Genomic DNA, 21637 nt, shown 5'->3' with positions numbered 1-21637 from the left:
CGGGGGGGGGCCGGCGGCGAGCCGCTGCCGGGCCTCGTCCTGGAGCCGGGCGCCGAGCCCGTCGGCGTCCACGAGCAGGCACCCGTGGGCGGTCATGTGCAGCAGCGGGGAACGACGCGCGGCGGTCTCGCTCGCCGCGAAGCCGTGCCAGTCCCGCTCGCTCTGCACGAACAGCTCCACGGGCCAGCCGGCATGGCGGAGGCTCTCGCGGAAGCGCGACCCCTCCGCCCCGACCAGCACGAGGATGTCCAGGTCCGACGTCGGGGTGCGACGCGAGGTCAGGACACTCCCGGCGAGGAAGGCGGCGCGGGCCGCGGGGAAGCGCGTGGCCACCAGCTCCACCGCTGCGGCCTCCGGTTCGGGACGTGCCATCGTCACTCCTCCGGCCAGTCCACGCCCGCCTCCGCCGCCAAGCGGCGGAGCAGTGCGGGGAGGCTGGTGCCGATGGGCTCGCGCAGGACCTCCGCGGCTGCGTCGTCGTAGGGCGTCGGGTCGGCGTTGACGATGACGACGCGGGCGCCGCCCGCGAGGGCGATGTCGACGAGGCCGGCGGCCGGGTGGACCTGGAGCGTGGTCCCGACGGCGAGGAGGATGTCGCAGGCCGCGGCGATGGCACGGGCCTGGCCGAGGACCTCGGGGTCGAGGTGCTCGCCGAAGAAGACCGTGGCGGGCTTGAGCACACCGCCGCAGGCGGCGCAGGGCGGGTCGGCCTCGCCCGCGCGGACGCGGTCGAGGGCTTCGGCCATGTCGCCGCGGGCGTGACAGCGCGTGCACTGGGTGCGGCGGGCGGTGCCGTGCAGCTCCAGCACCTTGCGCGCGGGGACGCCGCCGAGCTGGTGGAGCCCGTCGACGTTCTGCGTCAGCACGCGCAGCGGCAGTCCGGTGCGCTCGTAGTCCGCGAGGGCCTGGTGGCCGGCGTTGGGCCGGACGTCGAGGACGCCGGTGTCGAGGCGCATCCGCCAGCTCCGGGCGCGGACGTCCGGGTCGGCGAGGTAGCTGCCGATGGTGACCAGGCGTTCGTTGTCGGGGTCGTCGCGCCACAGCCCCTTGGGGCCGCGGTAGTCGCGCAGGCCGGAGTCGGTGGAGACGCCGGCGCCCGTGAGCGCGGCGACGAGGGGGCGGGCGGTGTCGCTCATGAAAGGAAACGTAGCGATCCCACCGTCCGTGGGCGACCGGGTTTTCGGGCTGGTGGCGGCGAGGTGGAGCGGCGGAAAACTGGGCGCCGGCATCTGTTGCGCCGACCTGACTCGGCAGTATGTTGACACCATGTCTAATAAGCAGCCGGCCTGGGCGCCGGAGGACCTGGACCGCTTCCGCGCTGTCCAGCAGCTCGCCTACCGCTGCGCGGAGGCCGTCGCTGCGACCCTGGAGCCCGGCGTCACGGAGAAGCAGACCGCGCGGCGGATGCGGCACTGGCTGATGGAGAACGGCGCGGACGACTGGTTCCACGTGCCGTTCGCGTGGTTCGGCGACCGCACCACGTTCCACCGGTTCCGCACGCCGCTGCAGTTCTTCCCCACCGACCGGCGGCTCGAGGAGGGCATGCCGTTCATCCTCGACTGCGCGCCCGTCGCCGACGGCTACACCGCCGACATCGGCTACGCGGGCAGCCTCGGCGGGAACGCCGTGCAGGCGCAGATCCTCGAGGACCTGCAGGAGTACCGCGCGCTGATCCTCGCCGAGGTGCGCGAGCGCAAGCCGCTCAACGAGATCTACCGCTCCGTCGACGCCCTGATCGCCAAGCACGGCTACGACAACCGCCACCGCGTCTATCCGGGCCGGGTGCTCGCGCACCAGGTCACCCGCCTGAAGGTGCGCGGTCCGCGCGCCGTCGTCGCGGGGTTCGGCGTGCGCAGCCTGCAGACGCTCGGCCGCGAGCTCGTCGCCGAGCGCATCGTGGGCCGCTCGCCGCTGTGGGCCGACGGCAAGTCCTCCGGCCACGCGCCCACCCCGGGCCTGTGGGCCGTCGAACCGCACCTCGGGCTGCGCCAGGTCGGCGCGAAGTTCGAAGAGCTCCTCGTCGTCACCGAGGACGACGCGTACTGGCTGGACCACGACCTGCCGCACGTCCGCACCTGGGCCGCGAAGGCCCCGGCCGGCCCCGGCGAAGCCACCGCCAGGGGCGAGGGCCCGACCGGGGACCTGACCGAGGACGCGACCGAAGAGGAGAGCGCCGCGTGAAGGAGCTCCAGTCCTACGTCACCGCGCCCGACGGGGTACGGCTCGCGGTCTTCGAGTGGGGCGAGCGTTCCGCCGCCACCACCGTCGTCCTGGTGCACGGCTACCCGGACACCCACGCCGTGTGGCGGCCCATCGCCGAGCAGCTCGCCGAACGGCACCACGTCGTCGCCTACGACGTGCGCGGGGCCGGGCACTCCGACGCGCCGCGCGCCGTCCGCTCCTACACGCTCGCCACGCTGGAGGCGGACCTCGGCGCGGTGCTCGCGGAGGTCAGCCCGGACAAGCCGGTGCACCTGGTCGGGCACGACTGGGGGTCGATCCAGTCCTGGGAGTCGGTGACCGGCACCGCCCTCGCCGACCGCATCGCCTCGTTCACCTCCGTCTCCGGTCCGTGCCTGGACCACGTCGGGCAGTGGTTCCGCAGCAAGCTGCGCCGCCCGAACCCGCGCTCCGTGGGCCAACTGGCCTGGCAGGGCGTGCACTCGTGGTACATCGGCTACTTCCATCTGCCGCTGCTGCCCCCGCTGCTGTGGCGCACGGCCATGGTCAAGGCCTGGCCCGCGCTGCTGCACGCGATCGAGGGCGTGCCGCACGGCAGCGGCGCGCCCACGTTCCCGACGGACGCGGTGCGCGGCCTGGCGCTCTACCGGGCCAACATGATCCCGCGGCTCACCCGGCCCCGGAGGCGACCCACCGACATCCCGGTGCAGGTCGTGCTGCCGCAGCAGGACCTCTACGTCACACCCGCGATGGCCGGGCAGGCGCCGCAGCCGTTCGTCGGACGGCTGTGGCGGCGTCCGCTGCGCGCCGGGCACTGGGCGCCGCTGACGCACGAGACGGTGCTGGCCGGCTGGATCGACGAGTTCGTCGCCCATATCGAGGGCGCCCCGGCCGCACCCGACCTGGACCGCGCACAGGTGCGCACCGCCGACGCCGGCACCGCCGACGCCCACAACCCCGACGGGAGCGGAACCGCCGCGTACGCGGGCAAGTTGGTCGTGGTCACCGGGGCAGGCAGCGGCATCGGGCGGGCCACCGCGCTGGCCTTCGCGGACGCCGGAGCCTCCGTCGTCGCCGCCGACCTCAACGCCGAGTCGGCCGCGCGCACCGCCCAGTTGGCCGCTCTGCTCGGTGCGCCGCGCAGCGGCGGCTACGCCGTCGACGTCTCCGACCCCGCCGCGATGGAGGAGTTCGCCAAGGCGGTGCACGCCGAGCACGGGGTGCCGGACGTCGTCGTCAACAACGCCGGGATCGGCCTCGGCGGCGCGTTCCTGGACACCGCGACCTCCGACTGGGACGCCGTGCTGGGCGTCAACCTGATGGGCGTCGTCCACGGGTGCCGCCTCTTCGGCGCGATGATGAAGGAACGCGGCCTGGGCGGACACATCGTCAACATCGCCTCGGCGGCCGCCTACCTCCCCTCGCGCACGCTGTCCGCCTACGCCACCAGCAAGGCGGCGGTGCTGATGCTCACCGAGTGCCTGCGGGCCGAGTTGGCCGACCAGGGCATCGGCGTCAGCGCCGTCTGCCCCGGCTTCGTCAACACCGCCATCGCCAAGGCCACCCGCTACGTCGGTGTGAGCGCGAGCGAGCAGGAGCAGTTGCGCGGCAAGGCCGACCGCCTCTACCGGCTGCGCAACCTGCCTCCGGAGCGCGTCGCGGACGCGGTGCTGCGCGCGGTGCGGGAGAACCGGCCCGTGGTGCCGGTGGCCGCCGAGGCGCGGATCGGGCGGGCGCTCAGCCGCCTGTCCCCCGGCACGCTCCGCTTCGTCGCCCGCCGCGACCTGACCCCGCGCTGAGCGCGACCGACCCTCGATCGACCGTGAACCACGAGGAGCACCTACCGTGACCGCACTCGAGGTCAGCACCGAGCACGCGCCGCTGCAGGCGCGTCGCGTCAGCTTCGACTGGACCCGGACGCCGCTGCACTGGGTTCCGAACGACCCCTTCGCCACGCACATGATCAACGTCCTGCACCTGCTGCTGCCGGCCGGCGAGCGCTGGTTCGTGGACGTCTACAAGCAGGCGCTGCCGCTGGTCCGCGACGCGAGACTGCGCGAGGACATGATCGGCTTCATCGGCCAGGAGGCCGTGCACTCGCAGGCGCACTCCACCGTCCTTGACCACATGATCGCCCAGGGGCTGGACCCGTCGCCCTACACCGACCAGATGGACTGGTTCTTCGAGCACCTGCTCGGGGACCACACCGCGCCGCCCGCAGCCACGGCCTGGTGGCTGAAGGAGCGGGTCGCGTTCATCGCCGCGATCGAGCACTTCACGGCCGTGCTCGGCAAGTGGGTGCTGGAAGCACGGGGTTTCGAGCGCTTCGGCGCCGACCCGGTCATGGTGGACCTGCTGCGCTGGCACGGCGCGGAGGAGGTCGAGCACCGCTCCGTGGCGTTCGACGTCTTCCAGCACCTCGACGGCCGCTACGGCCGCCGGATGCGGGCGATGACCACGGTCTTCCCGACCATGGCCTGGCTGTGGGTCCGCGGCGTGAAGTTCTTCATCGCGAACGACCCGGAGCTGACACCAGCTCAGCGCAGGGCGCTGGAGCCGAAGGTGAAGGACTGGGTGCGCGCCGCCAAGGCCGAGCTGGTGCCGACCCCGAAGGACATCTTCACCGCGGTGCCGCGCTTCATGCGCAAGCGCTACCACCCGACACAGGAGGGCTCGACCGCCAAGGCGCTGGCCTACCTGGCCGGTTCGCCCGCGGCGCGGGCCGCCGCCGAGCAGGCGGAGGCGGCGACGCGCCCGTTGGAGCTGGTCGTCGCGGAGCGGCGCGAGCCCGCCGAGGGCGTCGCGGAACTGGTGCTCTCGTCCGCGAGCGGTGCTCCGCTCCCGGTCTGGGAGCCGGGCGCGCATCTGGACCTGCTGCTGCCCTCGGGCCTGGTCCGGCAGTACTCGCTGTGCGGGAGCCCGGCCGACCGCGACGTCTACCGGATCGGCGTGCGGCGGACGGAGGACACGCGCGGCGGCTCGAAGGAGGTCCACGAGACGCTGACGGCAGGCGCGTCCGTGCAGGCGCACCGGCCGCGCAACCGCTTCCCGCTCGCGCCGGGCAAGGGCCCGCGCTTCTTCGTGGCAGGCGGCATCGGGATCACCCCGATCCTCCCGATGGTCCGCGAGAGCGCTGCTCGCGGAAGTGACTGGCGTCTGCTGTATGTCGGGCGCTCGCGTGCGAGTATGCCGTTCCTCGACGAGATCGGTGCTCTCGCGGAGGCCGAGTCCCGGGTCACCATCGTCGAGACGAACGTCGAGGGCCTGCCCGACCTGTCCGTGGCACTGGAGTCCGCCCCGCACGGTGCGATCGTCCACGTCTGCGGCCCGGAACCGTTGATGGACGCCGTGATCGACACCCTCGGCGCGCTCCGCCCCGGCGTCGAGGCCCGCCTCGAACGCTTCCACCCCGCCGACGGCGCGGCCCACGGCGACACCGTCGAGGTCGAACTGCGGCGCACCGGTGCGACCTTGACCGTCCCGGTGGACCGCAGCGTGCTGAGCGCGGTGCGCGAGCGGGTGCCGGACCTCGCCTACAGCTGCGAGCAGGGCTTCTGCGGCACCTGCAAGGTCCGCGTTCTCGGCGGCACCCCGGAGCACCGCGACGAGCTGCTGACGGTCGAGGAGCGGGCCGACTCCATGCTCATCTGCGTCTCCCGCAGCCAGGACGGCAGGCTGGTGCTGGACGTCTAGGACCCCCGTCGGGGCAGATCAGTTCTGCCGTAATGACCCTGACATGTCGTCAACTGTGGGAAAATGACTGAAATTCGATGGAGGCCCAACAGATCCGATATCCCTGGGAAGCGCCTTGGACACCAAACCGCTGACCGATTCGGCCGTCGACGACATGACGACGGCCACCCGCTACCTCTGCGCGGGCACGCACCTCGACGAAGGATTCGCCCGCGCGGTGATCCGCGAGATCGAGGAGGAGCACCACCGCGCACCGGCCCCGAACCACGGGGTCAACATCATGGTCGTGCACGAGCACGCCCGCCGCGCCGTACAGCGCCTGACCCAGCGCAACCACAGGCTGGCGCTGTGCCTGGCGGTGTCGCTGGTCCTGCAGCCGGCCGCCACGCTGGTGTTCTGGCCGATCGCCGCGATGGCCGGCGGTGACGGGGTCCGCTCCCTCGACCCCCGGTCCTCGCGGATCGCCGCCGGAACCGGCGACCGCCCCGGTTCCGCGCGGCGCCGGGTCATCCTGGGCGCCGTGACGCGCGCGGTCGTGATGCTGGTGGCCGCCTGGATCGTGACCGGCGTCGTGCAGATCCTCCCGACGCCGCTGGTGTACCTGCCCGGGCAGACGCTCGACGTCCTGCTGCTCGTGGTCGCACTGGTGGTGGCGCCGTGGCTGGTGTGCTGGCAGGAGCGCACCGAGGCCTGGCAGACCGTCAGCCGGGAGCTCACCGCCGAGGGCTTCGCGGCCAAGCACCCGCGCACCGCCGACGGGGCGCCGCTCACCGACGGCAACATCACCGTGTACAGCGGTTACTCGCCCTTCGTCGGCACCGGCATCGAACGCCAGACCTGGTCGCTGACCATGCACCTCACGCCCGCCCGCGGACTGACCGGCACCATTCCGGCGCAGGCACAGGCGCAGCGCGGGCCGTGGACCGTGCCGATCGACGCCGACGACCTCGTCGAGGGCCTCGCCGAACGCCTCAGCGCTCTCGGCGCCGGCGCGCCGGGCGCCGCGGCCGGCATCGCCAACCTCGAGGTCACCGAGAAGCTCTTCGTCAACGGCACCGAGCTCCCGCAGCCCTGGGTCCGCGACAGCGGTCTGACCGCCGCGGTGCTCCCGGACGAGGAGCGCCCGCCCGTCACCGAGGTGCCCGAGCAACTGGTGCACGCCCACCGGGGTCGCGACCACGGCCCGGTCCGGCACTGCCTCCGCGTGGAGGTGACCGCATGGGGCGCCGACCTGGTGCTCTCCCTGTTCGTCCAGGTCGTGCTCAGCGGCGGGCTGCTCTCGCTGTCCACGACGACGCTGCTGCTGCCCCCCGTCCGGGCCGGCTACCGGGTGGCCGACTCGGTTCTCGAGCGCGGCGCACGGGGCGGACCGGCCACGACGGATTCGGGCGCTCCGGCAGGCGGCGGGGACGACACCGAGCCGGTGATCGCCGCGCAGTCCCTCAAGGCCGGGCTGAAGGACCTGGCCGCGGCTCCTGCCGCGGTCTACCGGGAGCTGCGCGAGCCCGGTCGGCGCGCCCGGCGCAACGCGGACCTGCTGCGCGCCATCGCGGAGGACCGCACCTTCGACTACGGCGCGCGGCTGAGCCTGCGTGAACTCGCGGCCGACTCGCTCTACCGCAACTACTTCCAGCGCGCGGACGTCACCCGCATCTCCCAGCAGCTGGACATGCGGCTGGTGGACTACCTGGCCCAGATCCTCGAGGCGAACGGGCTGGACACGACCGAGCTCGACGACAGCCGGACCCAGCTGCTCAACGCCGGCGTCATCATCACCGGCGGCTCCATGAGCGGCACCATCGTCGCCGGTCAGCGCAACACCGTGAGCACACCGTCCGCGCAGCGCGGCTGACGAAAGGCGACATCGACCGTGTCCAGGCACGACAGCGGCCACGAGGGCGGCATGGCCAACAGGGGCGTCGGCGACAACGGCCTCGGCAACAAGGGCATCATCATCAGCGGCGGCACCGTGAGCGACTCCGCGCTCGTGGCCGGCGAGAACAACCGGGTGACGGTGCAGCAACGGCACGACGACGCCGGGACCGGCCAGGCCCTCGCGCGGGCGCGGGCGGACGCGGCCCGGCTCGTCGAGCTGCTCGCCTCGGGCGGCTACGACCTCCCCGACGCGCCGACCGCCCACGCGGCCGCGCTCGGCCTGAAGGACGAGCTCGACGAGCAGGAGCCGGACCAGTCGCGGCTGCGCAAGTGGCTGACCAGACTGCGCGGACTCGTCGCGGGCGTCGCACCGCTGGCCGAGCTCGTGGTCGCCGTCGAGGAGAGCGTGCGCATGCTCCTCGGCGGCTGACCCCGCCAACCGGTCAGAGCGCCTCCCGCTTCTGCAGGTACAGGAAGGAGATCCAGCCGGGGATCAGCGGGAGCCAGAAGGTGCACAGGCGGTAGACCAGCACCACCGGCACCCAGGTCGCCACGGCGATGCCGGTGGTGACCTGGAGCGAGTACGCCTGGGCGGCGTCGGAGGAACCGATGCCGCCCGGCATGGGGATCGCGGAGCCGACCGCCGAGCCGACCAGCTGGGCGAAGCCGACCTCCGGGAAGCTCACCCCCTGGCCGAAGGCCCGCGCGCAGAAGTACAGGCTCGCCACCGCCATCAGGGTGACCGCGAGCTGGCCGAGGATGCCGACGGTGAGCTTGCCGGGCTGGCCCATCAGCTCCCGCAGGCGCGGGCCCGCCTCGCGCAGGCGCGCCGCGAGCCAGCGGCGCAGGCGCGGCACGCCGACGCAGACCCCGACGCAGGCGGCGAGGGACCCGGCGGTGATGAGCAGGGTCGCGCCGGTGGGCAGCGAGGCGGCGTAGTTCGCGCCGATCCAGGTGCCGAAGGCGACGAGCAGCCCGAGGTGGAGCACGAAGCCGACGATCTGGCCGAGGGCCACGCTGGCCAGGGCCTGCGTCTGGGCGATGCCGGAGCGGGCGAGGAAGCGGGTGTTCACGGCGGCGCTGCCGAGTCCGCCGGGAGTGGCCAGGTTGACGAAGAAGCCGGAGAGTTGCGCGAGCAGTGCTCTCCTCAGCGACACCCGCTCCGGAACGAAACCGACGATCGCGAAGGTCGCCCCGAGCGAACCGAGCGCCGCCGTGCCGACCGCCGGCACGAGCCAGACCGCGTTCGCGCGTTCCAGCGCCGGAAGCGGGTCGGCATTGTGGCGGAGCACCTGCAGCAGCACGACGTACACGACGATCGCGCACAGCACGAGCGTCACCACGCGCCGCATCCGCAGCCGCTTCGGCGGCCCGCCCACCTCCGCCAGGCTCCCCGTCGCGCCGGCGAGGACCGCATGGGCGCCGTGATCCACGCTCTCGACGCTCCCGGTGTTCTCCGCCTCCGCGCTTTCCGCGCCGCCCGCGCCGTCCGCGGCGGCGGTGGACGTCTCCTCCTCGGGAGCGAGCTCAGGCCCGGAGGTCATGGCGCAGCACGCTCCGCTTCCTCCCCGGTGGGGTGACGTCGACGAACCCCTCCCGCTCGAAGAGGCCACGCGGCCCCATGTGCGAGTAGGAACCGCCCTCAGGCGCAGGAGCAGGATACGTCTCCACGGCTGCCGCCCCCTGCTCCCGTGCGTATGCCAGCGCGCCGCGCAGCAGCATGCCCGTCACGCCGCGCCGACGCCAGGCACCTGGGACGTAGAAGCAGACCAGCGACCACACCGGTGCGTCGTCGACCGGCGCGAGGACGCGGGACCGCGCCAGCGCGCGATACGACGCGCGAGGCGCCACCGAGCACCAGCCGACGGGCTCCTCCCCCGCGAAGGCGAGCACGCCGATCGGTCCGCCGCCCAGCACCTCGTCCTCGAGCGCCTTGACGCGGCCCGGGACGTCGCTCGCCCGGAACTCCGCGCTCGTCATCCGCCAACGCTGGCAGGAGCACCAGCGGAAGGTGCCGTACGCCTCGGAGAAGCGGGCCAGGGCCTGCCTCCCGGGGCCGTCAGCGCGCACCGGACGCACCGAGAGCTCCGCCCGTGACATGCCCTTCCCGTTCCCGGGCGGTCACCGGACAAACCTGAAACTTCTCGACACGAACACCTGCTCGCAACACTCGGCGGAAACACTGCGAGTGGACCCGCACCCGCACTGACCTCCGCAGCAGCACTGCCGCAGCACCGTAGAGGGGATGCCCATGACGCTCAGGCTCAGCCCGTTGGACCACACCTTCTGGAGCCTGGAGTCACCCGACGCCCCGATGCACATCGGCGCCCTCGCCGTCTTCGGCAGCGGACCGGCCGGACCGGTCGACGCCTACGCCGTCGCCGCGCTGCTGACCCAGCGGGCGCAGCGGATTCCGCGGCTGCGCCGGCGGGTGCGGCCCTCGCGCAACCCCTTGGAGGGCCCCGGCTGGGAGGACCAGCCGGACTTCGACGCCGCCACGCAGATCGTCCGGCACGAGCTGTCCGCCGACGTGACCGCGGACCCCTCCGACCCGCGGCTGTGCCGGATCGTCGGCGAGCTGATGGCCCGCCCGGTCCCGCGCGAGGCCCCGCCCTGGGAGATGCACCTGCTCGGCCCGACAACCGGCGGACCGGACGGCGAACCGGTGCTGTTCCTGCTGCTCAAGGTCCACCACGCCGTCGTCGACGGCCTGCGCGCGCTCGAACTCGGCATTCGCCTCCTCGACGGCTACCCCGAAGCGGAGACGCGAGCACCGCAGGCACCGGAGGCGGAGGCGACGACGCCCCGGCCCGCGCCGCTGCGAAGCGTCATCGGGATGGCGGCGGCCACGGGACCCGCGTCGGTGCGGCTGCTGCGGTCGCTGCCGATCGAGGCCCGACGGACCCTGCGCGCGACCGAGATCGCGGGCAGCGCGCTGGTGGCCGCCGCCGACGGCGTGGACCGCGCCCTGCGGCACCCCTCCCCGATGCGGCCCTCGCTGCTGCGCGCCGCCACGCACCGGCCTGCACCCGCCGCGTCGGGCCTCGGGCTGGCGCTCCCGACCCTCGCGGTGGACGACGTCCGGCTCATCCGCAAGGAGCACGGCGGCACCGCGAACGACGTGGTGCTGGCCGTCCTCGCGGGCGCGCTGCGCGGCGCGGGCGAGCGCACGGACGTGCGGGTGATGGTCCCGGTGAGCCAGCGCGGACGCCGGTCCGCAGCCGGCACGCCCGCCGCCGGGAACCGCCTGTCCGGATTCCTGGTGGACCTGCCCGTCTCCGAGGCCGACCCCGTCGCCCGACTGCGTCGCGTCCGGGAGGCGATGGACCTGCGCAAGGCCGCCGGGCCGCGGCGCGGCGCGGGCGCGGTCGCCCTGCTGGCCGACCTCGTCCCTGCGGCGGCCCACCCCTTCGCCGCACCGCTGCTGCGGCCCTCCGCGGGCTTCCTGTTCGATGCCCTGGTCACCAACGTGCCGCTCCCCGACCGGCCCTTCACCCTGGCGGGCATGCCGCTGACGGGCCTGCACCCGCTGGCCCCGCTCGCCCGCCACCAGGCCCTCTCCGTGGCGGTCAGCTCCTTCCGCGGCCGCCTCCACCTCGGCCTGCGCGGCCCGTTCGCCACCCCGGAGCTCTCCCACGCCGTCGAGGCAGCGGCGGCGGAACTCCTCGCCACCTGCTGACAAGTCGACGGCCCGCCTGGGTCCATCCCGTCGTACCGGGTATGGGCAGCGGAAGGGTTCCGGTCGTCGGGCGCCGAGCGCGTCGCCCGCGGCCGTCCCGCTTCACCGTCGTGGGAAGTCGTGGGAAAGAGGCAGGCAGCATGTCGCATCCATCCCCGAAGGGCCGGCGGAACGGACTCGGCCCCGAGAACGCACGGGACCTGCTGACCCTCCAGCAGGCCGAGGTCGGTGCCCGGATCGCCGCCCTGGAGCGCGAGTACCGGACGATCGTCGAGGCGAACGCCCTGGTCGCCGTCGACGACGAGCACGACCCGGAGGGGTCGAGCACCGCGTTCGAGCGCGCGCACGTCGCCGCGCTGCTCGCCCAGGGCCGCCAGGACCTGGAACAGCTGGAGCAGGCGCTGAAACGCCTCGACGACGGCACGTACGGCCGTTGCGAAACCTGCCGGGCGCCCATCCCCGCCGGCCGCCTGGAGATCCGTCCGGCGGCCACCCGCTGCGTCGTCTGTGCCGAGGCCGACACCCACCGCTAAGGCCTGCCTTCAAGCCCCCGCAGGGCCCGGACCGCCTGCCGCGCCACTGGCTCGCCAGCCGGACGCGGGCTCCGCGCACTAGGCTGCCCTGCATGACCGCCGCCACGGGGACCACAGGTGCCGCCGCGTCGCGGCCGCGACGTCGGCTCAGTGTCGAGCAGCGGCGCGAGCAGTTGATCGCCGTCGCGCTTGACATGTTCGCGCGGCATGCGCCCGAGGAGGTGTCGATCGATGACATCGCCGCGGCGGCGGGCGCCTCGCGACCGCTGGTGTACCACTACTTCCCCGGTAAGCAGGCGCTCTACGAGGAGGCGATCCGGCGCGCCGGCGAGCAGCTGGCCGCGCTGTTCGAGGAGCCGCAGGAGGGGCCGCTCTCCGACCGCCTGCACCGGGTGATGGGCCGCTATCTGGACTTCGTCGAACACCACGGCCCCGGCTTCGCCGCCCTGCTGCGCAACGCCTCCCCGGCCGCGAGCCCGGGGACGGGCGCGGTCGTGGACCAGGTCCGGCATGCCGCCGAGCGGTGCGTGCTGGAGCATCTGGAGCTGACCGAGCCGAGTCCGCGGATGCGGCTCGCGGTGCGCACCTGGATCGGGAACGCCGAGATCACCGCGCTGGCCTGGCTCGCCGACCAGGAGCAGGAACGGCGGCTGCAGCGCGAGGAGCTGCAGCTGAAGCTGGTGCAGGAGTTCGTGATGCAGCTGCTGGTGGCGCAGATCCACGAGCCGGGGCTGCGGCCCCGGCTGCGCGGGTATCTGACCCTGGAGCGTCCGGACGGCCCGGCAGGCCGGCTGCTCCAGAAGCTGACGGCCCTGATGTCGGACGGGGAACTGGCCGGCGAGGTGCTTCGGCTGGCGTCCGGCGGTCATCAGATATGAATGATTGTTCATTCGTTCCGGTATAGTTCCCCTCGGGAGCGCCGTCCGGCGCGCCCGGACCACCCAGCGCGAGGAGCGAACCGTGAGCCACGACCACGAGCACGGCCACGCTCACGACGACCGCAGCCACGACCACGGCCAGACCCACGACCACGGCCATGCGGGCCACGGCCACGGCGTCTCCGCCGACGCCGACCGCCGCTACCTGGTCGCCGCGCTCTCGCTGATCGCCGCCTTCATGGTCGGCGAGGTCATCGTCGGCTTCCTGGCCCACTCCCTGGCTCTCATCTCCGACGCCGGCCACATGCTCACCGACGCGGCCTCGATCGTGCTGGCGCTGATCGCCATGCGCCTGGCCGCCCGCCCGGCCAAGGGCTCGCTCACCTACGGCCTCAAACGCGCCGAGATCCTCTCCGCGCAGGCCAACGGGATCACCCTGCTCGCGCTGGCCGCGCTCTTCTTCTACGAGGCGATCCGCCGCCTGATCTCGCCCCCGAACGTGGAGGGCGGGGTGGTCCTGGTCACCGCGCTGGTCGGCATCGTCGTCAACGTCGCGGCGGCCTGGCTGATCTCGCGGGCCAACCGCACCAGCCTGAACATCGAGGGCGCCTACCAGCACATCCTCAACGACGCCTGGGCATTCATCGCCACGGCCATCTCGGGCCTGGTCGTGCTGCTGACCGGCTTCGACCGCGCGGACGCGCTGGCGACGCTGGTCGTCGCGGCGCTGATGCTGCGGGCCGGCTACGGCCTGGTGCGCGAGTCCGGGCGGATCTTCCTGGAGGCCGCGCCGACGGGCCTCGACCCGGACGCCGTCGGGGCCAGGCTCGCCGCCGTGACGGGCGTGGTGGAGATCCACGACCTGCACATCTGGACGATCACCTCCGGCTATCCGGCGCTCTCCGCGCACGTCCTGGTCCGCGACGACCTCGACTGCCACGCCGTCCGGCTCTCGCTCGAGCACGAGCTGCGCGAGCGCTACGAGATCGACCACACCACCCTGCAGGTCGACCACGCCTCGCCGGAGACGCTCCAGCTCGGCAGCGCTCCCGCGCGGGCGGACGACACGGCCCACTGCCGCGACCCGCACGGCAGTGCCCACCGCGCCGCGCACTGAGCGGTCGCTGAGCGTCCGCTGAGCGACCAGCCACCCCTGCGAGTGGCCGTTACCAAGCTGTGACGCTCTGATTTGCCTCAAAGCGGACAAACCCTGATGGCCGCTCTCCCCACCCGGGCTGGTCTTACGAAACGCTTAGCCGACCGCGCACTAACGTGACGCACGCGGGGACGCGACGCGCCCTCGCCACCGAGCAGCAACCGAGGACCGATGACCCAGAACAAGCCGTCGCAGGCAGAGCGCCGCCGCATAGCCCAGGAGAAGATCGCCGCTCAGCGGGCAGCCGAGGCCCGGCGCCAGCGGACGATCAACATCTCCATGATCGTCGGCGGTGTCGTCCTGCTCGCCGGTGTCGGCGTCCTGGCCACCTGGGCCATCCACAGCACCGACAACTCCAAGGCGAAGGCGGCGGCCAGCGCGGCAGCGACCGACCCCTCCATCGACAAGAGCGCCAGCCTGCTCGCATCCACCGCTCACCAGGCCGACGGCCAGGACATCGACGGCATCGTCAAGAGCAACGAGATGGAGCAGACGGTCTACCACATCCACACGCACCTTCAGGTGTTCGTGGACGGAAAGCAGATGACCATCCCCTACGGCGTCGGCATCGTCCCGCCGTACCAGCTCCAGCAGGCCCAGGACGGCACGCCGTTCGTCGGCGGCGGCAGCAAGTTCTACTTCCTGCACACCCACGACGAGACGGGCATCATCCACGTCGAGTCGCCGACCCAGCAGCAGTACAACCTGGGCAACCTGTTCGACCTGTGGAAGCAGCCGCTGACCAGCGACAACATCGCCGGCCACCAGGGCAAGCTCACGATCTTCGTCGACGGCAAGCCGTACACCGGCGACCCGCGCGCGATCGAGTTCAAGAACCTGGAGAAGGTCCAGATCGACGTGGGCACGGTCGTCCCTTACAAGGACTGGACCTGGCCCTCGGGCTACTAGGCCGACGTGATGGAGCGGACCGACGACTCGCTGGAGTCCCTGGAGGCGCTCGAGGCCGAGGCCGCCGCGCTGGAGGCCGCCTCGGCCAGGCGCGGCGGCCTTCCCGGGGCGCGGCGCGCGCTGCTGATCCAGGGGCCGCTCGTGGCCCTGCTGGCCGTGGTCATGATGCTGGTCGGGCACGGCGGCTCCGGGGCCGCCGCGTCCGCGGCGGCCCCGTCTGCGCCTCCCGCGAAGCTGGCGCTGCTCTCCCCGCATCTGGACCCGCCCGCGCAGGCGTCGGGCCCGGTCGAGGCGTACGTCACCATCCGCAACGGCGGCGGCTCGGCGGACCGCCTGCTCGACGTGACGACGCCCTGGGCGACGACGGTCCGGCTGGTCGACGCCTCCGGGCACGCCCAGCCCTGGATCACGGTCCCGGCGGGCTCCTCGGTCACCCTCCGCCCCGGCGGGCTCCACCTGGAGCTCTCGGGCCTGCGGCGCACCCCGAAGCTGCACGACGTGATCCAGCTCGACCTGACCTTCGCCCAGTCCGGCACGGTCCACTCCTTTGCCCCGGTCGGCCCGGCGAACACCCTCACGGTCGAGGACGTCATGCACGCCATGGACTACATGGACCGCCTGCCGCCAGAGAAGTAGCCGCCCCCGGCGGCACCCGGCAGCACCCGGAACCACCTGAGGCCCCACGCTCCGCCGAGCGTGGGGCCTCGCGGCTCCCCCGTCAGGTCGGGCGGTTGCGGCGGTGGTGCGGTTACCCCCGCGAGCCGCACCACCGGCGCAACCGCCCGAGCTGGTGTGATCATCCTCCAGGCTGTCCGCGCGATACCCGTAAGATCTGCGCAAGACGGGCCGGATCGTCAGGGTCCGTGGGGAGGTGAACGGGATGCTGCGCTTTGCCCTGCTCGGGCCGGTTGCGGTCGGGGCGGACGGCGGGGAGCTCGTCCCGCAGCCTGCGGGGATCCCCACGACGGTGCTGTCGGTCCTGCTCCTCCACGCCAACCAGGTGGTCCCACGCGAGCGCCTCGTCGCGGCGGTCTGGGGCGAGGAGCCGCCCACCGCGGCCGCCGCGGGGCTGCGCAACCACGTCTCCCGGCTGCGCCGGCAGCTCGGCGAGCAGGCCGGGGCGCGGGTGCGGACGGTCTCACCGGGCTACCGGATCGAGGTCCGGGACGGCGAGTTGGACGTCCAGCGCTTCCTCGACGACAGCGCCCGCGGACGGCGGGCCCTGGCCGAGGGCGACCTCGCCGCCGCCCGTCGTCGGCTGGGCGAGGCTCTCGCGCTGTGGCGCGGCGAGCCGCTGGGCGAGCTGCCGCCGACACCGGAGCTGACCGCGCGGGTGCATGGCTGGCAGGAGAACCGGCTCATGGCCCTCGAGGGCCGGATCGAGGCCGATCTCGGGCTCGGCCGCCCTCACGAGGCTGTCGCCGAGCTGCGGGCGCTCACCGCCGAGCACCCACTCCGGGAGGGCCTGCACGGCCTGTTGATCCTGGCCCTCTACCGCTCCGGCCGCCAGGCCGAGGCCCTGGACGCCTACCAGGCCGTGCGCGCCACGCTCGCGGACGAACTCGGGGTGGATCCCTCCTCGGCGCTCCAGCGGCTGCACGCCGCGATCCTGCGGGCCGATCCAGCACTCGACGCCCCGTCACCGGACGCGCCCGACGACGCCACCGCGGGGTCCGCCGCCCCTTCCGTTCCCGCGCAGCGCACACCGCCGAAGGCGACGGCGCCCTCTCCCTCGCGCCTGGGCGGGCTGCCCGGCGCGACGCGTGCGTTCACCGGCCGCGCGCAGGAGCTCGCCTGGCTGCAGGAGCTCGGCGACCGCGCCCCGCGCGGGTCCTCGGCCGGGATGGCGCTGGTCGCGACCATCGACGGCATGGGCGGGGTCGGCAAGTCCGCGCTCGCCGTCCACGCGGCCCGTCGGCTGCGCCCGCACTTCCCGGACGGGGCGCTCTTCGTGGACCTGCACGCCCACACGCCCGGAGTCGAGCCGCTCACCGCCCACGACGCGCTCGACCGGCTGCTGCGCGCCCTGAGCGTCCCCGCGCAGCTGATCCCACGCGACACCCAGGCGCGGGCCGCGGCCTTCCACGACCGCGTGGCCGGCAGCCGGACGCTGATGGTGCTGGACAACGCGGCGAGCTCCGCCGAGATCCGCCCGCTGCTGCCCGCCGAGCCCGGCTCGCTGGTCCTGGTCACCAGCCGTCGTCGGCTGGCCGGGCTCGACGACGCGCACCAGCGCACGCTGGAGCCCCTGCCCGCCGCCGACGCCGACGGCCTGATCCGCACCGTCGCCGGCACCGGCCGCATCCCCGAGGACAGCTCGGCGGCCGCCGAGCTCGCCGAGCTGTGCGGCTCCATGCCGCTCGCGCTGCGCATCGCCGCGTCCCGCCTGCGCCGCCACCGCTCACTGCGGGTCGAGGACGTCGTGGCGGAGCTGCGCGACGAGCGCTCCCGCCTCTCCGGCCTGCACGAGGACGGCGACGCGGTCGAGGCCGTCTTCGCGTCCTCCTACGCCGCCCTCCCGGAGCCGGAGCAGCAGCTGTTCCGGCTGCTCGGGCTGGTTCCCGGGCCGGACTTCGACGCCGCGGCCGTCGCCTGGCTGCTCGGCTGCGACCGGCGCACGGCCGCCTACCGTCTGGAGGCCCTGCTCGACCACAGTCTGCTCCAGGAGCCGATCGTGGGCCGCTACCGCTTCCACGACCTGGTCCGCCTCTTCGCCCGGGACGGGGCCCGGTCCCCCGCACGCTCCGCACCGGCGGAGGCCGAGGTCGAGCCGGCGCGGCGACGCCTGGTCGACTACTACCTCCACGCGGCCGGAGCCGCGAACGACCTGATCTCCCGCCGCAGCCTCCCCGCACCGCCGATCGCCCCGGCCCCGGCGCCGCTCCCGGCGGCCGAACCGGGCGACCTCGAGAGCGCGCTCACCTGGCTGCGCGCCGACTGGCCGAACCTGTGGGCCTGCGCCGCCGCGCCGGAGACGGTGCGCAGCCGACCGGACGCACTCGCGGTCTTCTCGCCCGTCCTGGGGACCTTCATGGAACGCGAGGGCCACTGGGCGCAGGCGCTCGTCCTGCACGACCGCGCCCTCGCCGACGCCCGCGCCCGGGGCGACGTGGCCGCGGAGGGCGCGGCGCTGCTGGAGCTGGGCCGGATCCGGCTGATGACGAGCGAGGTCGCGACGGCCTGCGCGCTGCACGAACAGGCACTGCGGTGCCACCGGTCGCTGGGCGACCGGCTCGGCGAGGCGGAGGCGCTGTGGGAGCAGGGCCGCGCCCGCCACATGGACAACAAGCACGCGGCGGCCGCCGCGCTGCACCGCGAGGCGCTCGCGCTCTACCGGGAGCTCGGCAACGGGCGCGGCGAGGCCAACGCCACGTGGGCGCTGGGGCGCGCGCTGCGGATGCAGGACGACGCCGACGGCGCCAACGCGATGGCCGAGCGGGCCCTCACGCTCTACCGTCGGCTGGGCGACCGCCTCGGCACCACGAACGCCCTGTGGGACCTGGGCCGTCTCGCCGAGGGACGCGGCGAGTTCGCCGCGTCCGCACGGCTGCTGGAACAGGCCCTCGACGCCTACCGCGTGCTGGGCAGCCGGGTGGGCGAGGCCAACGCGCTGCACAGCCTCGGGCGGCTGCAGCGCCGCCTGGAGGAGTGGGACGCCGCGGTGGACAACCTGGAGGCGTCGCTACGGATCTTCGAGGAGCTGCGGCAGATCCACGGCACCACGCTGGCCAGTCACGACCTGGCGCTGGTCCGCTGGTCGCAGGGCGAGCTCACCGAGGCGACGCGGCTGCTGACGCTGGTCAGCGACACCTACCGCACCCACGCCGAGCCGGTGGGCGCGGCGCGCAGCCTGCACGAACTCGGCCAGGTGCTCCGCGCCACCCAGGACTACGCGGGCTCCGCCCGCGCCCTGGCCGAAGCCCTCGCCTACTACCGCGACCTCGGCAACACCGAACGCACCGCAGCCGTCCTCCACCACGCCCGCACCTTCGCCGCAGAGGCGGCGGCCGCCTTCCCCAGCGAGTAGCCCCCACGCGGCCGAGCCGCCACCCGCCCCCCAGCCATCGCCCGAAGGCGGGACCGCGTCCCCCGGGAGCCCCAGGGGCCCTCACCGGCGCGCGGGCCGGGCTTTCGCGTGAGGCGGCCCCACCTGCCCCGCACCGGCGCCGGGCGGCTCGGCTCGGGACGGGCCCGTCCGGCCTACGGACCCGACGGGCCGGCAGGAGCCCCACCCCAGACCCGCGCCCTGTGGCAGCTCAGTGGGTGGGCAGGGCCTGTTCCGCCCAGATGGTCTTGCCGTCGGAGCTGTGGCGGGTGCCCCAGCGGGTCGCGCACTGGGCGACGAGCATCAGGCCGCGGCCGCCCTCCTCCATGGTGCGGGCGCGCCGCAGGTGGGGCGCGGTGCTGCTGGAGTCGGAGACCTCGCAGGTCAGCGCGGAGTCGCGGATGAGGCGGAGCCGGATCGGGGGACGGCCGTGCCGGATCGCGTTGGTGACCAGCTCGCTGACCACCAGTTCCGTGACGAAGACCAGCTCGTCCAGGCCCCAGTGGGCCAGCTGCCGCGCGGCGAGGCGGCGTGCGTCGGCGACGTACGCGGGGTCGGGGGTGATCTCCCAGTCGGCGACCTGGTCCGCGCCCAGGGTGCGGGTGCGGGCGAGGAGGAGGGCGACGTCGTCCTCGGGGCGGTGCCGGGTGAGCGCGCCGAGGACCCGCTCGCTCACGGCGAGCAGATCGGGGCCCGCGCCGGACAGCGCCGCGGCCAGCAGACGCAGGCTCTCGTCCAGGTCGCGGTGGCGCGACTCGATCAGTCCGTCCGTGAAGAGCGCCAGCAGGCTGCCCGCCGGCAGCTCCACCTCGACGGTCTCGAAGGCCAGGCCGCCGAGGCCCAGTGGGGGGCCGGCCGGAACGTCGAGGAACTCCACGTCGCCGTCCGGCAGCCGCACCGCGGGGACGGGGTGCCCCGCGCGGGCGAGCGCGGCGCGGCAGGCGATCGGGTCGTAGACGACGTAGAGGCAGGTGGCGCCGATGTCGCCGAAGACCTGCCCGTCGAAGAAGGCCGAGGGGCCGAGCACGGACGCGCCCGGCGGCGGGTCCGTCCCCGGGCCCGCGCCGCCGAAGCCGCTGTCCTCGGGACCGTACGCCCCGGCCTCCGCGTTCAGGCTGATGACCAGGTCGTCGAGGTGGGACAGGAGCTCGTCGGGGGGCAGGTCGACGTCGGCGAGGGTGCGCACGGCGGTGCGCAGGCGGGCCATGGTGACGGAGGCCTGCAGACCGTGGCCGGTGACGTCGCCGACGACGAGCGCCACCCGGGTGCCGGAGAGCGGGATCACGTCGTACCAGTCGCCGCCGACGCCGGCCTGGCCGCTGGCCGGGACGTAGCGGGTGGCGACCTCGACGGCGGCCTGTCTCGGGGGCCGCTGCTGGAGCAGGCTGTGCTGGAGGGTGAGCGCGGTGGTCCGCTCGCGCGTGTAGCGGCGGGCGTTGTCGAGGCAGATCGCCGCGTGCGCGACGAGCTCCTCGGCGATCGACTGCTCGTCGGCGGTGAACGGAGCGGCGGCGCCGAGACGGCAGAGGATGACCACGCCCATCGTGGTCTCCCGCGCGGTGACGGGAACGGTCAGCATCGAGACCATGCCGTGGCGGCGCGCCCAGGCGCCGCGCGCGGTGTCGGCGGCGAACCAGGCCTCCAGCTCGGGGTCGCCGGCGGCGTAGCGGCCGGAGCGGCCGGTGGCCAGGCAGCGGGCGGGCGGGGAGTCGAGGGGGTAGCTGCCGCGTTCGCCCTCCTCCACGACACCCGGTGTGTAACGCTCCCGCGTCGCGACCGTGTCGCCCTGCTGTGCCGCGTCGGGATCGGCGCCGCTGCGTGCCTGGGCGGCGCGGCGCAGCAGGACCGGTCCCGGCAGCGGGCCGGCGGCCGGCTCCTCGCCGTGGAAGACGCCGTCGAGCAGGTCGACGGCGACGAAGTCGGCGAAGACGGGGACGGAGACGTCGACCAGGTCCCGAGCGGTACGGGTGACGTCCAGGGAGGCGCCGATGCCGGCCGTGGCCGCGTTCAGCAGGCCGAGGCGCTGCCGGGCGGCGAACTGCTCGGTGAAGTCGACGGCGGTGAGGGCGACCGCCTCCAGCTCGCCGTCCGCGCCCCGGACGGGGGTGTAGCGGACCTCCCAGGCCCGGGTCTCGAGCTCGCCGGGGACCCGCACGTAGGTCTCCATGGTCTGCGGCAGGCCGGTGGAGCCGACCTCCCGGATCAGGCGGGTGGACTCCTCGAAGACGGAGGAGTCCACCCGGTTGATCGGCGCGTCGTCGTCCTGCCCGAGTTCGGTCGGGAGGCGTCCGCGCAGTTCCCCCTCCCACAGGCCGGCGAGTTCCTTCATCGCCTCGTTGATCCGCAGCAGCCGCCCGTCGGGCGCGCAGAGCATCCACGGCACCGGCGACTGCTCGAAGGCTCGCTCGCTCAGCGAGCCCGCCCAGGACGGACCGTCGCCGGGGGGCTCCTCGGAGCGCGCTGCGGACATGATCCGATCATCACGCGGTCGGGCGCCGGACGCCACTGTTCGGCGGACCCCGTCACCCGGTCGGCGACTTGCGCCACGGGCCCGGGAGGCCCCCGGCGGGGCCCGGCTCCCTCGTTCAGCGGCCCCGGGATGCAGCCGCGGCACGCAGGCCGCTGGATGGAGGAGAAACGCCGATCTGACGGTCGCTCAGCTGTTTCGCCGAGGACCGTCCCCCGGCG

The 21637-nt window shown here is 74.0% G+C and carries 17 protein-coding genes and 1 pseudogene; 13 read left to right on the top strand and 5 right to left on the bottom strand.

The genetic code is table 11. The annotated features are described in order from the left end of the window. Both TR49_RS44065 and TR49_RS29265 read right to left on the bottom strand, forming a co-directional pair. On the bottom strand, positions 1–372 hold a 372-nt coding region (locus TR49_RS44065; RefSeq protein ID WP_042386955.1), incomplete at its 3' end, for a nucleotidyltransferase domain-containing protein. A gap of 2 nt (positions 373–374) precedes the next feature. After that, a complete protein-coding gene (locus TR49_RS29265; RefSeq protein ID WP_042386954.1) occupies positions 375–1136 on the bottom strand; it encodes an SIR2 family NAD-dependent protein deacylase in 762 nt (253 codons plus the stop codon). A gap of 130 nt (positions 1137–1266) precedes the next feature. Between TR49_RS29265 and TR49_RS29260 the strand changes: the two genes are divergently transcribed. The 6 genes and pseudogenes from TR49_RS29260 (at position 1267) to TR49_RS29240 (ending at position 8179) form a co-directional block, all read left to right on the top strand. Then, positions 1267–2181 carry a M24 family metallopeptidase gene (locus TR49_RS29260; RefSeq protein ID WP_042386953.1) on the top strand — a complete coding sequence of 305 codons (915 nt, stop codon included), beginning with the start codon at positions 1267–1269 and terminating at the stop codon, positions 2179–2181. Further along, positions 2178–3980 (top strand): SDR family oxidoreductase, encoded by a 1803-nt coding sequence (locus TR49_RS29255; protein ID WP_042386952.1) that lies wholly within the window; start codon positions 2178–2180, stop codon positions 3978–3980. Before TR49_RS29260 ends, TR49_RS29255 begins: the two co-directional genes overlap by 4 nt. 46 nt (positions 3981–4026) lie before the next feature. Then, positions 4027–4899 (top strand): annotated as a pseudogene (locus TR49_RS45875) (metal-dependent hydrolase); the annotation flags it as partial. A gap of 399 nt (positions 4900–5298) precedes the next feature. Continuing rightward, complete coding sequence (locus TR49_RS46815) at positions 5299–5874, top strand: flavin reductase family protein (protein ID WP_369405346.1); 576 nt, start codon at positions 5299–5301, stop codon at positions 5872–5874. Between the two features lie 115 nt (positions 5875–5989). Further along, positions 5990–7726 (top strand): AbeC-like domain-containing protein, encoded by a 1737-nt coding sequence (locus tag TR49_RS29245; protein ID WP_042386951.1) that lies wholly within the window; start codon positions 5990–5992, stop codon positions 7724–7726. Positions 7727–7744: 18 nt separating this feature from the next. Continuing rightward, positions 7745–8179: a hypothetical protein gene (locus tag TR49_RS29240; protein ID WP_042386950.1), complete on the top strand. Its 435-nt coding sequence runs from the start codon at positions 7745–7747 to the stop codon at positions 8177–8179. Between the two features lie 13 nt (positions 8180–8192). Here the strand turns inward: TR49_RS29240 and TR49_RS29235 are convergent, their stop codons facing one another. Further along, positions 8193–9293 (bottom strand): lysylphosphatidylglycerol synthase transmembrane domain-containing protein, encoded by a 1101-nt coding sequence (locus TR49_RS29235; RefSeq protein ID WP_052434741.1) that lies wholly within the window; start codon positions 9291–9293, stop codon positions 8193–8195. Then, positions 9277–9849 carry a GNAT family N-acetyltransferase gene (locus TR49_RS29230; protein WP_052434740.1) on the bottom strand — a complete coding sequence of 191 codons (573 nt, stop codon included), beginning with the start codon at positions 9847–9849 and terminating at the stop codon, positions 9277–9279. The genes TR49_RS29235 and TR49_RS29230 overlap by 17 nt, the downstream gene beginning before the upstream one ends. Positions 9850–10000: 151 nt before the next feature. On the opposite strand from TR49_RS29230, the gene TR49_RS29225 reads away from it, so the two are divergent. From TR49_RS29225 to TR49_RS29195, 7 genes are all read left to right on the top strand, one after another. Continuing rightward, the gene (locus TR49_RS29225; protein ID WP_042386947.1) at positions 10001–11428 is read left to right on the top strand and encodes a wax ester/triacylglycerol synthase domain-containing protein; all 1428 of its coding nucleotides are present in this window, start codon (positions 10001–10003) and stop codon (positions 11426–11428) included. 140 nt (positions 11429–11568) lie between these two features. Then, on the top strand, positions 11569–11961 hold the full coding sequence (locus TR49_RS29220; protein ID WP_042386946.1) for a TraR/DksA family transcriptional regulator: 393 nt from the start codon (positions 11569–11571) through the stop codon (positions 11959–11961). A gap of 92 nt (positions 11962–12053) precedes the next feature. Continuing rightward, on the top strand, positions 12054–12839 hold the full coding sequence (locus TR49_RS29215) for a TetR/AcrR family transcriptional regulator (protein WP_042386945.1): 786 nt from the start codon (positions 12054–12056) through the stop codon (positions 12837–12839). An 82-nt stretch (positions 12840–12921) separates the two neighbouring features. Further along, the gene (locus TR49_RS29210; protein WP_042386944.1) at positions 12922–13956 is read left to right on the top strand and encodes a cation diffusion facilitator family transporter; all 1035 of its coding nucleotides are present in this window, start codon (positions 12922–12924) and stop codon (positions 13954–13956) included. A 210-nt stretch (positions 13957–14166) separates the two neighbouring features. Further along, entirely contained in the window at positions 14167–14904 is a 738-nt protein-coding gene (locus tag TR49_RS29205) for a hypothetical protein (protein ID WP_042386943.1), read from the top strand. A gap of 9 nt (positions 14905–14913) precedes the next feature. Beyond that, entirely contained in the window at positions 14914–15540 is a 627-nt protein-coding gene (locus tag TR49_RS29200) for a copper chaperone PCu(A)C (RefSeq protein ID WP_042386942.1), read from the top strand. A 244-nt stretch (positions 15541–15784) separates the two neighbouring features. Beyond that, positions 15785–18931, top strand: a complete 3147-nt coding sequence (locus tag TR49_RS29195) for an AfsR/SARP family transcriptional regulator (RefSeq protein WP_052434739.1) — start codon at positions 15785–15787, stop codon at positions 18929–18931. A gap of 229 nt (positions 18932–19160) precedes the next feature. On the opposite strand, the gene TR49_RS29190 is transcribed toward TR49_RS29195, so the two are convergent. Beyond that, the gene (locus tag TR49_RS29190; RefSeq protein ID WP_052434738.1) at positions 19161–21419 is read right to left on the bottom strand and encodes a SpoIIE family protein phosphatase; all 2259 of its coding nucleotides are present in this window, start codon (positions 21417–21419) and stop codon (positions 19161–19163) included. Between the last annotated feature and the right edge of the window lie 218 nt (positions 21420–21637).

The organism is Streptacidiphilus melanogenes (assembly GCF_000787835.1).
GTDB classification, from domain to species: domain Bacteria; phylum Actinomycetota; class Actinomycetes; order Streptomycetales; family Streptomycetaceae; genus Streptacidiphilus; species Streptacidiphilus melanogenes.
Note: the sequence above shows the minus strand (reverse complement) of the source record. Positions and strands in the feature narration are given on the sequence as shown.